Below are 16083 nucleotides of genomic sequence, written 5' to 3'. Positions count from 1 at the left end.
GGCGCCGATGATAAGCGCCTGGCCGGCTCCAGTGAAACCGAATCGCTGCTTAGTTGTGAGCGTGCAGCGCTTCGTTCAGCTCGATGGCCGACTTGTGGGTCTTGCACTCCACGGCGCCGGTTTCCGAGTTGCGACGGAACAGCAGGTCCGGCTGGCCGGCCAGTTCCCGGGCCTTGAGCACTTTGACCAGTTGGTTGTTCTCGTCCAGCAGCGCCACCTTGGTGCCGGCGGTCACGTACAGGCCCGACTCCACGGTATTGCGGTCGCCCAGCGGGATGCCGATACCGGCGTTGGCGCCGATCAGGCAACCTTCGCCGACCTTGATCACGATGTTGCCGCCACCCGACAGGGTGCCCATGGTGGAGCAACCGCCGCCCAGGTCCGACCCCTTGCCGACGAACACGCCTGCGGAAACCCGGCCTTCGATCATGCCCGGGCCTTCGGTGCCGGCGTTGAAGTTGACGAAACCTTCGTGCATCACGGTGGTGCCTTCGCCGATGTAGGCGCCCAGGCGGATCCGCGCACTGTCAGCGATACGCACGCCGCTCGGCACCACGTAGTCGGTCATTTTCGGGAATTTGTCCACGGAGAACACTTCCAGCAGCTCGCCGCGCAGGCGCGCTTCCAGTTGACGCTCGGCCAGCTCGCCGAGGTCGATGGCGCCCTGGCTGGTCCAGGCCACGTTCGGCAGCAGCGGGAACACGCCGGCCAGGCTCAGGCCGTGCGGCTTGACCAGGCGGTGGGACAGCAGGTGCAGCTTCAGGTAGGCCTCTGGAGTGGAGGTCAGCTGGGCATCTTCTGCCAGCAGGGTGGCTACCAGCGGCTTGTGGCTTTCGGCCAGGCGGGTCAGCAGGGCCGCCTGGGTGGCGTCGATGCTCTTCAGCGCGTCGGCCATTTGCGCGGCCTGGGCGGTGGTGAAGGTGATGGCCTGGTTGCCTTCGCTGTAACCGAGGATCGGTGCGACAGCGGCAACGATTTCGGCGGCAGGGTTGAGCAGTGGCGATGCGTAGAACACTTCCAGCCAGGCGCCTTGACGATTTTGGGTGCCGACACCGAATGCCAGGCTGAACAGGGTAGTGGACATGCAGTTACCTCTTGCGAAATTGATTGAGCAGGCTTACTTGAGCGCTGCTGCGTAAAGGTCTGGCTTGAAGCCAATCAGGGTCTTGTCTCCGAGATCGAGCACCGGGCGCTTGATCATCGAAGGTTGCGCGAGCATCAGTTCAACGGCTTTCGCCTGGTCGAGATCGGCTTTGCTTTCGTCATCGAGTTTGCGAAAGGTCGTGCCCGCGCGGTTCAACACCACCTGCCAGCCGTGCTCGTCGCACCACTGATTCAGGTGCTCACGGTCAATGCCGGAGGTTTTGTAATCATGGAAGTCATAGCTGACAGCGTGTTCATCGAGCCAGGTGCGCGCCTTTTTCATGGTGTCACAGGCTTTGATGCCGAAAAGGTGCAACGTTTTGCTTGAAGCGGTCAAGGAATTGCCCCCTTTGGAGATGCTGGAGATGAAAGGTCACGGATTATGCCACGACCGCGCCGATTCGGCGTCGGCTGCTGCGGGGCTTTGTCGCATTGTGTTTCCACGCCCGGGCGCCGTTGCGACTTTTGTGCAGCGGCGTAAACGCAGCTTAAGCGGCTAATATGGCACTTCTGCGGTGAATTCCTGCCGCTGTTGTGTGTCTGCTTTGAAGTTTCAGATCGGGAAGCCCGCTTTATGCAAACCGCCTATACCGTCCTCATCCTGCTGATGCTGGTGAGCCTCTCGCGTCTTGTCGGACGGGTGATTCCACTGCCGCTGCCCCTGGTGCAGATTGCCGCCGGCGCCTTGCTGGCCTGGCCGACCCTGGGGCTGCACGTGGCCCTGGACCCGGAGCTGTTTCTCTTCCTGTTCTTGCCGCCGCTGTTGTTTTCCGATGGCTGGCGCATGCCCAAGCGCGAATTCTGGCGCCTGCGCGGGCCGATCCTGACCCTGGCAGTAGGGCTGGTGCTGTTCACCGTGGTGGGCGCCGGCTACTTCATCCATTGGCTGCTGCCGAGCATTCCGTTGCCGGTGGCCTTTGCCCTGGCCGCCGTGCTTTCGCCCACCGACGCCGTGGCGGTATCGGCGATTTCCCAGAATCGCTTGCCCACGCCCCTGATGCACATGCTCCAGGGGGAGGCGCTGATGAATGACGCCTCGGGCCTGGTGACCTTCAAGTTCGCCCTGGCAGCGGCGGTGACCGGGGTGTTCTCCCTGGCCAACGCCAGCCTGACCTTCGTCCTGGTGGCGGTGGGCGGCCTGGCGGTCGGCGTGGCACTGAGCTGGCTGGTGGGGCGCCTGCGGGCCTGGATGATCGCCCGAGGCTGGGATGACCCGGCGACCCACGTGGTGTTCATGCTGCTTTTGCCGTTCGCCGCCTATGTGCTGGCCGAGCGCCTTGGGGCCTCGGGCATTCTCTCGGCGGTGGCGGCGGGGATGATGCAGAGCTGGCTCGACCTGCTGCCGCGCCAGACCAGCACCCGGCTGCTCAATCGCAGCGTCTGGTCACTGCTGGAGTTCGCCTTCAATGGCCTGATCTTCCTGCTCCTGGGTTTGCAGCTGCCGGACATCATCAAGGCCGTGGTCAGTCACGAGACCTCGCTGTGGCCGACCCTGTTCTACCGTTGCCTGGATGTGGTGGCGATTTTCCTGGTGCTGCTGGTGTTGCGTTTCATCTGGGTGCAGAGCATCTGGCGCCTGTCCGGCCTGCTGCGGCGCTGGCGCGGCAAGGGTGAATTGACCCTGGTGCCGACCGCCCGTTCCTGCTGGTTGCTGACCGTGGGTGGAGTGCGCGGGGCGGTAACCCTGGCCGGTGTGATGTCGGTACCGTTGTTTCTAGGTGCCGGTGAAGCCTTTCCGGAGCGCGACCTGCTGATCTTCATCGCTGCCGGGGTGATCCTGCTGTCCCTGGTGGCGGCCTGCATTGCCCTGCCGCTGCTGCTGCGCGGCATTGTGAAGAGCCCTGACGACAAGCGCCGTGGGGAAGTGCGGGATGCCTGGCGCAAGACTGCCGAAGCGGCGATCCATGCCCTGGAAGCCGAAGAAGTGGCTGACACCGGTGAAACCCCGGATGCCGCCCAGGCGGCCCTGGCCACCGAACTCAAGGGGCGCTTGATGGCCGAGTACCGGCATCAGTTGGAGGTCTACAACGATTCCGCCGAGGCCCAGGCCCTGGCGTTCCAGATGGACTTGCTGGAGCGGCGCCTGCGGATCAAGGCCCTGCGAGCGCAACGGCTGGAGCTGTATCGGCTGAGCCGCCAGCATCAGATTGGCGACGATGTGCTACGCGAAGTACTGGCCGACCTGGATATGAGCGAGGCCAATCTGGGGCAGGTGAAGTGAGGCGTTCGCCGGCAGTCGGCTCCTGCTGTGGGAGCCGGCTTGCCGGCGAAAGGCCTCAAGTGCGACGCAGCACGAAATCGCGAATCCGTTCCGCGGCTTCCACGCATTCCGCCAGCGGTGCTACCAGTGCCATGCGTACCCGGCCGGCGCCCGGGTTGGTGCCGTCCACTTCTCGCGACAGGTAGGAGCCCGGAACCACGGTCACATGCTCCTGTTCGAACAGGTCGCGGCAGAAGGCTGCGTCATCCCCGGCCACGTTCGGCCACAGGTAGAAGCTGCCGTCCGGGCGCTGCACATCCATCACGGGCGCAAGGATCGCCAGCACCGCGTCGAATTTCTCCCGGTACAAGGCGCGGTTGGCGCGCACGTGCACTTCGTCGTTCCAGGCGGCGACGCTGGCCAGTTGGGTCTGCACCGGCATGGCGCAGCCGTGGTAGGTGCGGTACAGCAGGAAGCCCTTGAGAATCTCGGCATCACCGGCGACGAAGCCCGAGCGCAGGCCCGGCAGGTTGGAGCGCTTGGACAGGCTGTGGAACACCACGCAGCGCTTGAAGTCCTTGCGGCCCAGTTCGACGCAGGCGCTGAGCAGGCCCGGCGGCGGTGTCTGTTCGTCGAAGTACAGCTCGCTGTAGCACTCGTCGGCGGCGATCACGAAGTCGTGCTCGTCGGCCAGTGCGATCAGCTTCTTCAGGGTATCCAGCGGGATCAGCGCGCCGGTGGGGTTGCCCGGCGAGCACAGGAAGAGGATCTGGCAGCGCTGCCAGATCTCCACCGGCACGGCGTCGAAGTCCGGGTTGAAGCCGTTTTCGTCGAGGCACGGCAGGTAGTGCGGCTTGGCCCCGGCGAGGAAGGCTGCGCCTTCGTAGATCTGATAGAAGGGGTTGGGGCTGACCACCAGGGCGTCTTCGCCGCGGTTGACCACGGTCTGGGTGAAGGCGAACAGCGCTTCGCGGGTGCCGTTGACCGGCAGTACATTGCGCGCCGGGTCGAGCCAGAGCGCGGGCACGCCAAAGCGCCGCTCGCACCAGCCGGCGATGGCTTCGCGCAGCGCCGGGATGCCCAGGGTGGTGGGGTAGACCGCCATCTGATCGAGGTTGCTGGCCAGGGCTTCGGCGACAAAGCTTGGCGAGCGGTGCTTGGGTTCGCCGATGGACAGGGCGATGGCGCGCTTGTCCGGGTTGGGCGTCACGGTGCCGAGCAAGGCGCGCAGCTTTTCGAACGGGTAGGGCTGCAACTGGTTCAGAGCGTTGTTCATGGAGGCGGTATCTCACTCAAAGCGGTGGTTCGGACCCGTCAGATGCTCAGGCGGGTCATTTCGATAGTCGGTTCGTGGCTGACGCTCAACTGCTCGACGATCGCATCCTGCAAGCGGCTGCACAGCTGGGGGTCGGACAGGGGCTGGTTGTGCGCATCGGTGATGAAGAACACGTCTTCCACGCGCTCGCCCAGGGTGGCGATCTTGGCGTTCTGCAGCGACAGGTCGAACTCCAGGAAGATCTTGCCGATCCGCGCCAGCAAACCCGGGCGATCCGGGGCGCTGAGTTCCAGCACGGTCACCGGGCGTTGGGCGTCGTTGTGGATAGTCACCTCGGGGGCGAAGGCAAAATGCTTGAGCTGGCGCGGCACCCGGCGCTGGATGATGGTCGGGTAGTCGTCGGGGTTGCGCAGGGCGTCGGTCAGGCCCTTGCGGATCTGCTCGACTCGCTGCGGGTTGTTGCCGATGGATTCGCCGTCGTTGTCCAGGACGATGTAGGTGTCGAGGGTGAACTGGCTGCTGGAGGTGATGATGCGCGCGTCATGGATGTTCAGGTTGAGCTGGTCCATGGCGGCCACGGTCACCGCGAAGAAGTCGTGCTGGTCCGGGGCGTAGATGAAGATCTGGGTGCCGCCCTCGAACTCGCGCTGGGTGATTTCCTTGATCAGCACCAGTGGCCCGCCATCGGCCGGCTGCTGGAGGATCGCGTCGCTGTGCCAGGCCACGTCGCCGGCGGTGTGGCGCAGGAAGTAGTCGTCCCCCAGTTGGGACCAGAGTTGTTCCACTTCGTCCGGGTCGGTGCCGTTGCGCACCAGGATGTCCAGGGCGGCGCTCTGGGTCTGGCGGATCTGCTCTTCGCGGTCCACCGGGTTTTCCAGGCCGCGGCGCAGGGCTCGCTTGGTCTCGGTGTAGAGCTGGCGCAACAGGCTGGCGCGCCAGGAGTTCCACAGCGTCGGGTTGGTGGCGTAGATATCGGCGACGGTCAGTACGTAGAGGTAGTCGAGGCGGGTCTGGTCGACCACGATCTGTGCGAAATCGTGAATCACCTGCGGGTCGGACAAGTCCTTGCGCTGAGCCGTGGTGGACATCACCAGGTGGTTCTGCACCAGCCAGACGATCAGCCGGGTATCCCACTGCGGCAACTGGTGGCGCACGCAGAAGGCTTCGGCATCCACGGCGCCGATTTCCGAGTGATCGCCATGACGGCCCTTGCCGATGTCGTGGTACAGACCGGCCAGGTAGATCAGCTCGGGCTTGGGCAGCTTGCCCATGAGCTTGCTGGCCAGCGGGAATTTCTCGGAGATCGGCGTGTACTGCATTTTGCGCAGGTGCTTGATCAGGTTCAGCGTGTGGGCGTCCACGGTATAGATGTGGAACAGGTCGTGCTGCATCTGCCCGACGATGAAGCCGAACTCCGGCAGGTAGCGTCCGAGAATGCCGTAGCGGTTCATCCGCCGCAGGTTGCGGTGGATGCCGATCTCGCACTTGAACAGCTCGATGAACAGGCTGGTGTTGCGGATATCGTGGCGGAAGTCGTCATCGATCAGATGCCGGTGTTCGCGCAGCAGGCGGATGGTGTCGGCGCGCACGCCCTTGATTTCCGGGTGCTGGGCCATCAGCACGAAGATCTCCAGCATGGCGAACGGCGTGCGCTTGAACACGTTGTCGTTGATCGCCTCGATGTAGCCGTCGTGCAGTTGGAAGCGCGCATTGATCGGCTGTGGCGGTGCCTCGTCCTCGGGGGCGAGGATCACCTCCTCGAAGTGCTGGATGATCAGGTCGCTCAACTGGGCGATGCTCATCACCACCCGGTAGTACTGCTGCATGAAGCTTTCGATGCTCTGTTTCGCATCTTCGCCCTCGAAGCCCAGCAGGGTGGCGATGGAGCGCTGGTGGTCGAGCAGCAGGCGGTCCTCGGCGCGCCCCGCGAGCATGTGCAGCGCGTAGCGGACCTTCCACAGGAACTCCTGGGACGAGGCCAGGAGCGCGTTTTCGCTTTCCACCAGGAAGCCTTCGCCGGCCAGGGCCCGCAGGTTCAGGGTGCCGTACTGGCGGCGCGCGACCCAGAGGATGGTCTGGATGTCCCGCAACCCACCCGGCGAGCCTTTGACGTTGGGCTCCAGGTTGTATTCGGTGTCGTTGTACTTGTGATGGCGGGCCTTCTGCTCGGCCCGCTTGGCCAGGAAGAAATCCTTGCTCGGCCACATGTGCTCGGTGCTGGTCACTTGCAGCATGCGCTGGCGCAGGTGCTCGGGGCCGGCAATGGTGCGGCTTTCCATCAGGTTGGTGATCACCGTCAGGTCGGCCCGCGCCTGTTCGGCGCATTCGTCCACCGAGCGCACGCTTTGCCCGACTTCCAGGCCAATGTCCCAGAGCAGGGTAAGAAAGCGTTCGATGGAGTCGCGGAAAATTTCGTGGTCGGCGCTGTCCAGGAGGATCAGCAGGTCGATGTCGGAATAGGGGTGCAGCTCGCCGCGACCGTAGCCGCCGACCGCCACCAGGGCGATGTCGGCGTCTTCGCTCCAGTTGAACTGGTCCCAGGCCTTTTGCAGGATGTTATCGATGAACCAGGCGCGGTCTTCGATCAGCCGGCGGATCTCCCGCCCACTGCGAAAGCGCGTATCGAGCACTTCCCGTGCCTGGCGGATGGCCTTCTTGAAGGCGGCGATAGGGCTGGCCTTCAGTGCCAGTTCCGCCTGGAACTGGCCGCGGTCGAAGAGTTCGGGGTCCACCTGCGGCATCGATTGGCTTTCCTTTCTATCTATAAGGTCGGGACGCAGCGTTGTGGATCAGGCAGATACCCGGGCGATGGTGTCATCGCTGCGCAGGGTGAAGATCTCGTAGCCGGTCTCGGTCACCAGCAGGGTGTGTTCCCACTGCGCGGAGAGCTTGCGGTCCTTGGTGATGGCGGTCCAGCCGTCGCCCAGGACCTTGGTGTCGGCCTTGCCCTGGTTGATCATCGGCTCGATGGTGAAGGTCATGCCGGCCTTGAGTTCCATGCCAGTACCGGCACGGCCGTAGTGCAGGATCTGCGGCTCTTCGTGGAACACCTTGCCGATGCCGTGGCCGCAGAACTCGCGAACCACCGAGAAACCGTTCTTTTCCGCGTGCTTCTGGATCACTTCGCCGATGTCGCCCAGTCGGCAGCCCGGTTTCACCAGTTCAATGGCCTTGTACATGCATTCCTGGGTGATCTGCGACAGGCGCTCGGCCCAGACCGGCACGGTGCCGACGTGGAACATGCGGCTGGTGTCGCCGTGGTAGCCGTCCTTGATGACGGTCACATCGATGTTCAGGGTGTCGCCATCCTTCAGCGGCTTCTCGTTGGGAATGCCGTGGCACACCACGTGGTTGATCGAGGTGCAGATGGATTTGGGGAAGCCCTTGTAGTTCAGCGGGGCAGGGATCGCACCCTGCACATTGACGATGTAGTCATGGCAGATGCGGTCCAGTTCTTCGGTGGTGACACCGGGTTTGACATGCTCGGCAATCATTTCCAGCACGTCGGCGGCCAGTTTGCCGGCGACACGCATTTTGGCGATGTCCTCGGGAGTTTTGAGGGTGACGGTCATACAGGCTCTCTTGACGCCCAGGGGCGCGATAAACACGGAAATGGCTCGAAAACCCGCATGCGCAAGGCTTGGCCTACGATGGGCCAGCAAGGTTTTCAAAAGCCGCAAAGGTGCGATTCTAACAGAGGCTCAGCGCAAATCTGAGGTTCTGCTGGCGCTTCTCTCTATACAATGGTGCATTCTGGACCGATTCCAAGAGGCGGGCAAAATGCCTGCGGATCGCCGAGTGTGAATCCGGGTTCCGTTTTTGCCCTTGCTGTGGTATAAAATGCGCCGCTTTCCGGGGATGCCCCGAAAAGCTCAAACCCACACACGTGTCGACACGATGACCTGGGTGCCCTCAGCACAAGCTGTTGGTTGGTCATTGGGATACGTGGAGGCCTAACCCGACTTATTAAGGAACTATCATGTCCCAAGTCAACATGCGCGATATGCTGAAGGCCGGTGTGCACTTCGGTCACCAAACCCGTTACTGGAATCCGAAAATGGGCAAGTACATTTTCGGCGCGCGCAACAAGATCCACATCATCAACCTTGAAAAAACCCTGCCAATGTTCAACGAAGCTCTGACTTTCGTAGAGCGTCTGGCCCAGGGCAAAAACAAGATTCTGTTCGTCGGCACCAAGCGTTCCGCTGGCAAGATCGTTGCTGAAGAAGCAGCACGTTGCGGTTCGCCGTACGTCGATCACCGCTGGTTGGGCGGCATGCTGACCAACTACAAAACCATCCGTGCTTCCATCAAGCGTCTGCGTGACCTTGAAGTGCAAGCAGAAGACGGTACCTTCGCCAAGCTGACCAAGAAAGAGGCGCTGATGCGCACTCGCGATCTGGAAAAGCTGGATCGTTCCCTGGGTGGTATCAAGGACATGGGCGGCCTGCCTGACGCACTGTTCGTGATCGACGTTGACCACGAGCGCATCGCGATCACCGAAGCCAACAAGCTGGGCATCCCGGTCATCGGCGTTGTCGATACCAACAGCAGCCCGGAAGGCGTTGACTACATCATCCCAGGCAACGATGACGCCATTCGCGCCATCCAGCTGTACATGGGTTCGATGGCTGACGCTGTGATCCGTGGTCGCAACAACGTTGCTGGCGGCACCGAAGTGTTCGAAGAAGCTGCAGCACCGGCGGCTGAAGCCTGAGTAACTGACGCGTAGCGTTGACTCAGCACGCAAAAAGGGGGCTTGGCCCCCTTTTTGCCAACTCGAAAATCATTTCGTCGTCGCGCCCCGACAGTTTCTGTAATGCGGGGCTGTTATGAAGTGGTTTCGGGGCAATGCCCAAGAATTGAGCGCCCGTTCGATCGGGTGGAATGGTTGAAAACCTATCCAAGAGGATTTTGAAAATGGCAGAGATTACTGCAGCGTTGGTCAAAGAACTGCGCGAGCGTACCGGCGAAGGCATGATGGACTGCAAAAAGGCCTTGACCAAGGCCGGCGGCGACATCGAAAAAGCCATTGATGACATGCGTGCTTCCGGCGCCATCAAGGCTGCCAAGAAAGCAGGCAACGTTGCTGCTGAAGGCGCTATCGCCATCAAGGACGACGGTAAAGCTGCTGTCCTGCTGGAAGTCAACTCGCAGACCGACTTCCTGGCTCTGCAGGACGATTTCAAGGCATTCGTTGCCGCTAGCGTGGAAAAGGCTTTCGCTGACAAGCTGACCGACGCCGCTCCGCTGATCGAAGCTCAAGAAGCTGCCCGCCTGATCCTGGTTGGCAAGACTGGCGAGAACGTCAACATCCGTCGTCTGGCTCGCGTTGAAGGCGACGTGGTCGGCACCTACCTGCACGGCAACAAGATCGGTGTTGCGGTTGTTCTGAAAGGCGGTTCCGTTGAACTGGCCAAAGACATCGCCATGCACGTAGCGGCCAGCAACCCTGAGTTCCTGCTGCCATCGCAAGTTTCGGCTGAAGCGATCGAGCGTGAAAAGGCTGTGTTCCTGCAGCTGAACGAAGACAAGATGAAAGGCAAGCCAGCCGAAATCGTTGAAAAAATGATCGCTGGCCGTATCAGCAAGTTCCTGGCCGAAGCCAGCCTGGTTGAGCAAGCTTTCGTCAAGGATCCAGAAATCACCGTAGGTGCTCTGGCCAAGAAAGGCGGCGCTGAAATCGTTTCCTTCACCCGTTTCGCGGTAGGTGAAGGCATCGAGAAGAAAGAAGACAACTTCGCCGAAGAAGTTGCTGCACAACTGGCTGCTGCCAAGCAACAGTAAGACGGTTTTTTCAACTGTCGCCCAGAAGAGGCTGCCCGCTCACGCGCGCAGCCTCTTTTCAAATGGGCAGGGTAATTTAGTTGTTTATCCTCGGAACCGCCTTACAAAGTCGTGTTCTGATGGCGCTGTGACAGCGTCAAGCTAGAGTGAACGCAGGCTGTAAACAGCCCGCAAAGAATTTTTTAAATACGCCGCAGGAGAGATTCGCAATGGCTCAGCAGGGCAGTGGTTATCAAGCTCGCTATAAACGCATTCTACTCAAGCTTAGCGGCGAGGCCCTGATGGGCTCGGAAGAGTTCGGGATCGATCCCAAGGTGCTGGATCGCATGGCGCTGGAAGTCGGCCAGCTGGTTGGTATCGGCGTCCAGGTAGGCTTGGTGATCGGTGGTGGCAACCTGTTCCGTGGCGCTGCATTGAGCGCGGCCGGGATGGATCGGGTCACGGGCGACCACATGGGCATGCTGGCCACTGTGATGAACGCCCTGGCCATGCGTGATGCACTGGAACGTGCGAATATCTCGGCCATCGTGATGTCGGCTATTTCCATGGTCGGCGTGACCGATCACTATGACCGTCGCAAGGCGATGCGCCACCTGAACTCCAAAGAGGTGGTGATCTTCGCGGCCGGTACCGGCAACCCGTTCTTCACCACCGACTCCGCAGCCTGCCTGCGCGCTATCGAGATCGATGCCGACGTGGTACTCAAGGCAACCAAGGTCGATGGTGTTTACACTGCAGACCCGTTCAAGGACCCGCATGCCGAGAAGTTCGATCATCTGACTTACGATGAAGTGCTGGATCGCAAGCTGGGAGTGATGGACCTGACGGCAATCTGCCTGTGCCGCGACCACAAGATGCCGCTGCGGGTATTTAACATGAACAAGCCCGGCGCCCTGCTGAATATCGTGCATGGTGGCGCTGAAGGAACCCTGATCGAGGAAGGCGAGCAATGATCAACGAAATCAAGAAAGACGCTCAAGAGCGCATGAAGAAATCCCTGGAGTCCCTGGCCCATGCATTCGGCCAGATTCGCACCGGCAAGGCTCACCCCAGCATCCTGGGCAGTGTGATGGTGCCTTACTACGGTACCGACACACCGTTGAGTGGCGTTGCCAACGTTACCGTGAAGGACTCCCAGACCCTGCAGGTAGTGCCGTTCGAGCGCAATATGCTCGGAGCCATCGACAAGGCCATCGGCAGTGCCGGTCTTAACCTCAATCCGACCAACCTGGGCGAGCTGCTGCTGATCAAGATGGCACCGCTGACCGAGGAAACCCGCAAGGGCTTCACCAAGCAGGCGCGTGCTGCCGCCGAGGATGCGCGGGTTGCAGTGCGCAATATTCGCCGCGATGCCCTGGGTGAGTTGAAGAAGCTGACCAAGGACAAGGAAATCAGCGAAGACGAAGAGCGCCGTGGCAGCGCCGAAATCGATAAGCTGATCAAGGACTTTGAAGCTCAGATCGCCAAGGCGACTGAGGAAAAAGAAAAGGACTTGATGGCCGTATAAGGGTCAGGCGTTTTCATGGAAAAGACCAAGCAGTCCGTGTTGTCCTCGGTGCCGCGCCATGTGGCGATCATCATGGACGGTAATAACCGCTGGGCAAAAAAACGCTTTATGCCGGGTGTCGCCGGGCATAAGGCGGGTGTCGATGCGGTACGTGCAGTGATCGAAGTGTGCGCTGAGGCCAAGGTCGAGGTGCTGACCCTGTTTGCCTTTTCCAGTGAAAACTGGCAGCGGCCGGCTGACGAAGTCAGTGCCTTGATGGATCTGTTCTTCAAGGCCCTGCGTCGTGAAGCCAAGCGCCTCAACGAGAACAACATCAGCCTGCGGATCATTGGCGATCGTTCACGCTTCCATCCCGAGTTGCAGGCGGCGATGCGCGAAGCGGAAGCCATTACCGCGGGCAGTGATCGTTTCATCCTGCAGATCGCCGCCAACTATGGCGGCCAGTGGGATATCGCTCAGGCCGCCCAGCGCCTGGCGCGCGAGGTCCAGGCCGGGCATCTGCGGCCTGAGGACATCACTCCGGGCCTGCTGCAGACCTGCCTGGCGACCGGCGACCTGCCGCTGCCGGACCTGTGCATCCGGACCGGTGGCGAGCATCGCATCAGCAATTTCCTGTTGTGGCAGCTGGCCTATGCCGAGCTGTATTTCTCCGACCTGTTCTGGCCGGACTTCAAACACGAAGCCATGCGTAACGCATTGGCCGATTACGCATCTCGCCAGCGACGCTTCGGTAAGACGAGCGAGCAGGTCGAGGCTGGAGCCCGGGTTTAATGCTTAAACAACGAATCATTACTGCGCTGATCCTGCTGCCGATCGCCTTGTGCGGGTTCTTCCTGCTCGAAGGCTCGGGGTTCGCCCTGTTCATCGGCCTGGTAGTAAGCCTGGGTGCCTGGGAATGGGCGCGCCTGGCGGGCTTCGAGGCGCAGCCGGCTCGGGTGGCCTTCGCCGTGGTGGTGGCGGCGCTGTTGTTCCTGATGCATCTGGTTCCGGGTGTTGCGCCCTGGGTGCTGGGGGCTGCGGTGCTGTGGTGGGCGCTGGCGACCTACCTGGTGCTGACCTATCCGCGTTCCAGCGAGCAATGGTCCGGTGCCGCACCCAAGTTGTTGATCGGCCTGCTGATCCTGCTGCCGGCCTGGCAAGGGCTGGTGTTCATCAAGCAGCTGCCACTGGGCAACTGGTTGATCATGGCGGTGATGGTGCTGGTGTGGGGCGCGGATATCGGTGCCTACTTCTCCGGCAAGGCCTTCGGCAAGCGCAAGCTGGCGCCCCAGGTCAGCCCGGGCAAGAGCTGGGAGGGCGTGTACGGCGGCCTGGCGTTGAGCCTGGTGATCACCGCGGTGGTGGGGCTGGTGCGTGACTGGACCCTGGGGCAGATGATCCTGGGGCTGCTGGGTGCAGCGATCGTTGTATTCATTTCGGTGGTCGGCGACCTGACCGAGAGCATGTTCAAGCGCCAGTCGGGTATCAAGGACAGTAGCAACCTGCTGCCCGGTCATGGTGGGGTGCTGGACCGCATCGACAGCCTGACCGCGGCCATTCCGGTGTTTGCCGTGCTGTTGTGGATGGCTGCGCTGTGACGGCTGTACAACAGATCACGGTTCTGGGGGCTACCGGTTCTATCGGTCTGAGCACCCTGGATGTGATTGCCCGTCATCCGGATCGTTATCAGGTGTTTGCCCTGACGGGCTTCACGCGTCTGGCCGAGTTGCTGGCGTTGTGCGTAAAGCATGAGCCCCGTTTTGCGGTGGTGCCCGAGGCCGCGGCCGCCAGCCGCCTTCAGCAAGATTTGCGCGCCGCCGGCCTGGCTACCCAGGTGCTGGTGGGGGAGCAGGGGTTGTGCGAGGTGGCCTCGGCTCCGGAAGTCGATGCCGTGATGGCGGCTATTGTCGGTGCGGCGGGGCTGCGCCCGACTCTGGCGGCGGTTGAGGCTGGCAAGAAGATCCTGTTGGCCAACAAGGAAGCGCTGGTGATGTCTGGCGCGCTGTTCATGCAGGCAGTGGGCAAGAGTGGTTCCGTGCTGTTGCCTATCGACAGTGAACACAATGCGATCTTTCAATGCATGCCTGCGGATTTTTCCCGCGGGCTGAGTCGGGTCGGTGTGCGACGTATTCTTCTGACGGCTTCGGGCGGTCCTTTCCGTCAGACGCCTCTGGAAGAGCTTGAGCATGTTTCCCCCGAACAGGCCTGTGCCCATCCGAACTGGTCCATGGGGCGCAAGATCTCCGTGGACTCGGCAAGCATGATGAACAAGGGGCTGGAACTGATCGAGGCCTGCTGGCTATTTGATGCCAGGCCTTCCCAGGTCGAAGTGGTGGTGCACCCGCAAAGCGTGATCCACTCGCTGGTGGATTACGTCGACGGCTCGGTCCTGGCGCAGTTGGGTAATCCGGATATGCGCACCCCGATCGCCAATGCCCTGGCCTGGCCGGAGCGTATTGATTCCGGTGTAGCGCCGCTGGATCTGTTCGCCATTGCTCGCCTGGATTTCCAGGCACCCGACGAGCAGCGGTTCCCTTGCCTGCGCCTGGCACGGCAAGCTGCCGAGGCGGGTAACAGCGCTCCGGCCATGCTGAATGCGGCCAATGAGGTGGCGGTATCGGCGTTTCTCGAGCGGCGCATCCGCTACCCGGAGATCGCGAGTATCATCGATGAGGTTTTAACCCGTGAGCCTGTGGTCGCAGTCAATGAACTCGACGCAGTGTTTGCGGCAGACGCCAGGGCTCGAGTCCTGGCGCAACAATGGTTGCAGCGTAACGGGCGATAGGATTCGCGACCGGGGCGAGTGGCGGCGAATAGGATTGCGGAGAAAGTAGATGAGCGCGCTCTATATGATTGTCGGCACCCTGGTAGCCCTGGGTGTGCTGGTCACCTTCCATGAATTCGGTCACTTCTGGGTCGCCCGTCGCTGTGGCGTCAAGGTTCTGCGCTTCTCCGTGGGCTTTGGCATGCCCTTGCTGCGCTGGCATGATCGTCGCGGCACCGAGTTCGTCATCGCCGCTATCCCGCTGGGCGGCTATGTGAAGATGCTGGATGAGCGTGAAGGCGAGGTAGCTGCCGAGGAGCTCGATCAGTCCTTCAACCGCAAGTCGGTTCGCCAGCGTATCGCGATTGTCGCTGCCGGTCCGATTGCCAACTTCCTCCTCGCACTGGTGTTTTTCTGGGCCCTGGCGATGCTGGGCAGCCAGCAGGTGCGGCCGGTCATCGGTGATGTAGAGGCTGGCAGTATTGCTGCCAAGGCCGGGCTCAGTGCCGGCCAGGAAATCGTCGCCATCGACGGCGAGCCGACTACCGGCTGGGCGGCCGTGAACCTGCAACTGGTGCGGCGCCTGGGTGAAAGCGGTGCGCTGCAGGTGCTGGTGCGTGAGCAGGGCGCCACTGTGGATTCGCCTCGCCAGCTGGAATTGGATAAGTGGTTGAAAGGGGCTGATGAGCCGGATCCGATTCGCTCCCTGGGCATTCGTCCGTGGCGTCCGGCCCTGCCGCCGGTGCTGGCTGAACTTGACCCCAAGGGCCCGGCCCAGGCCGCTGGCCTGAAGACCGGCGATCGTCTGTTGGCCCTTGATGGCCAGTCGCTCAATGACTGGCAGCAAGTGGTGGATTGGGTCCGTGTGCACCCTGATACGAAAATTGTGCTGCATGTCGAGCGCGATGGTGCTCAAATCGACGTCCCCGTGACCTTGGCCAGCCGCGGCGAAAGCAAAGCGCCAAATGGCTACCTGGGGGCCGGGGTGAAAGCGGTGGATTGGCCGCCGCAGATGCTTCGCGAGGTCAGCTACGGGCCCTTGGAAGCGATTGGTGAAGGGGCCCGACGGACCTGGACCATGAGCGTTCTGACCCTCGAATCGCTGAAGAAAATGTTGTTCGGCGAGCTCTCGGTAAAAAACTTGAGTGGACCGATAACCATTGCTAAAGTGGCGGGCGCTTCTGCCCAGTCGGGCATTGCTGATTTCTTGAATTTCCTTGCTTATCTGAGTATTAGCCTGGGTGTTCTGAATTTGTTGCCCATCCCGGTGCTGGATGGGGGGCATTTGCTGTTTTATCTGATCGAGTGGGCGCGTGGTCGTCCCTTGTCGGATCGGGTGCAAGGTTGGGGGATACAGATCGGTATCAGCTTGGTGGTCGGAGTCATGTTGCTTGCTCTGGTCAACGATCTGGGTCGTCTGTAACGCT

14 protein-coding genes are annotated in these 16083 nt (G+C 61.6%); 9 read left to right on the top strand and 5 right to left on the bottom strand.

The genetic code is table 11. The features are described from left to right. Positions 1 to 49 precede the first annotated feature (49 nt). Together dapD and ACUXVH_RS07465 are read right to left on the bottom strand one after the other, a co-directional pair. Positions 50 to 1084 carry a 2,3,4,5-tetrahydropyridine-2,6-dicarboxylate N-succinyltransferase gene (gene dapD / locus ACUXVH_RS07470; protein ID WP_015634328.1) on the bottom strand — a complete coding sequence of 345 codons (1035 nt, stop codon included), beginning with the start codon at positions 1082 to 1084 and terminating at the stop codon, positions 50 to 52. A 33-nt stretch (positions 1085 to 1117) separates the two neighbouring features. After that, a complete protein-coding gene (locus ACUXVH_RS07465) occupies positions 1118 to 1480 on the bottom strand; it encodes an ArsC family reductase (RefSeq protein WP_011059519.1) in 363 nt (120 codons plus the stop codon). 237 nt (positions 1481 to 1717) lie between these two features. On the opposite strand from ACUXVH_RS07465, the gene ACUXVH_RS07460 reads away from it, so the two are divergent. Beyond that, a complete protein-coding gene (locus ACUXVH_RS07460) occupies positions 1718 to 3364 on the top strand; it encodes a Na+/H+ antiporter (protein WP_015634329.1) in 1647 nt (548 codons plus the stop codon). Between the two features lie 55 nt (positions 3365 to 3419). On the opposite strand, the gene dapC is transcribed toward ACUXVH_RS07460, so the two are convergent. Genes dapC through map form a run of 3 tightly spaced genes read right to left on the bottom strand, consistent with a single transcriptional unit; the run spans position 3420 to position 8191 of the window. Beyond that, a complete protein-coding gene (dapC, locus tag ACUXVH_RS07455) occupies positions 3420 to 4619 on the bottom strand; it encodes a succinyldiaminopimelate transaminase (protein WP_065364550.1) in 1200 nt (399 codons plus the stop codon). A gap of 38 nt (positions 4620 to 4657) precedes the next feature. Beyond that, the gene (locus ACUXVH_RS07450; RefSeq protein ID WP_065364549.1) at positions 4658 to 7360 is read right to left on the bottom strand and encodes a [protein-PII] uridylyltransferase; all 2703 of its coding nucleotides are present in this window, start codon (positions 7358 to 7360) and stop codon (positions 4658 to 4660) included. Between the two features lie 48 nt (positions 7361 to 7408). After that, on the bottom strand, positions 7409 to 8191 hold the full coding sequence (gene map, locus ACUXVH_RS07445; RefSeq protein ID WP_011059523.1) for a type I methionyl aminopeptidase: 783 nt from the start codon (positions 8189 to 8191) through the stop codon (positions 7409 to 7411). A gap of 407 nt (positions 8192 to 8598) precedes the next feature. Between map and rpsB the strand changes: the two genes are divergently transcribed. The 8 genes from rpsB (at position 8599) to rseP (ending at position 16079) form a co-directional block, all read left to right on the top strand. Beyond that, entirely contained in the window at positions 8599 to 9336 is a 738-nt protein-coding gene (gene rpsB / locus ACUXVH_RS07440) for a 30S ribosomal protein S2 (RefSeq protein ID WP_011059524.1), read from the top strand. A gap of 203 nt (positions 9337 to 9539) precedes the next feature. Next, on the top strand, positions 9540 to 10406 hold the full coding sequence (tsf, locus tag ACUXVH_RS07435; protein ID WP_011059525.1) for a translation elongation factor Ts: 867 nt from the start codon (positions 9540 to 9542) through the stop codon (positions 10404 to 10406). Between the two features lie 209 nt (positions 10407 to 10615). Continuing rightward, the gene (gene pyrH, locus ACUXVH_RS07430) at positions 10616 to 11359 is read left to right on the top strand and encodes a UMP kinase (protein WP_011059526.1); all 744 of its coding nucleotides are present in this window, start codon (positions 10616 to 10618) and stop codon (positions 11357 to 11359) included. Continuing rightward, positions 11356 to 11913, top strand: coding sequence for a ribosome recycling factor (gene frr / locus ACUXVH_RS07425; protein ID WP_011059527.1), 558 nt, complete (start codon positions 11356 to 11358; stop codon positions 11911 to 11913). The genes pyrH and frr overlap by 4 nt, the downstream gene beginning before the upstream one ends. Positions 11914 to 11928: 15 nt before the next feature. Then, positions 11929 to 12684, top strand: a complete 756-nt coding sequence (gene uppS / locus ACUXVH_RS07420; protein ID WP_011059528.1) for a polyprenyl diphosphate synthase — start codon at positions 11929 to 11931, stop codon at positions 12682 to 12684. Then, a complete protein-coding gene (locus ACUXVH_RS07415; RefSeq protein ID WP_011059529.1) occupies positions 12684 to 13490 on the top strand; it encodes a phosphatidate cytidylyltransferase in 807 nt (268 codons plus the stop codon). Before uppS ends, ACUXVH_RS07415 begins: the two co-directional genes overlap by 1 nt. Continuing rightward, the gene (gene ispC, locus ACUXVH_RS07410; protein WP_053149254.1) at positions 13487 to 14677 is read left to right on the top strand and encodes a 1-deoxy-D-xylulose-5-phosphate reductoisomerase; all 1191 of its coding nucleotides are present in this window, start codon (positions 13487 to 13489) and stop codon (positions 14675 to 14677) included. Before ACUXVH_RS07415 ends, ispC begins: the two co-directional genes overlap by 4 nt. Positions 14678 to 14726: 49 nt before the next feature. After that, positions 14727 to 16079 carry a sigma E protease regulator RseP gene (gene rseP, locus ACUXVH_RS07405; RefSeq protein ID WP_065364548.1) on the top strand — a complete coding sequence of 451 codons (1353 nt, stop codon included), beginning with the start codon at positions 14727 to 14729 and terminating at the stop codon, positions 16077 to 16079. Positions 16080 to 16083 lie beyond the last annotated feature (4 nt).

The sequence above is a fragment of the Pseudomonas sp. 8(2025) genome, from assembly GCF_052665325.1.
Note: the sequence above shows the minus strand (reverse complement) of the source record. Positions and strands in the feature narration are given on the sequence as shown.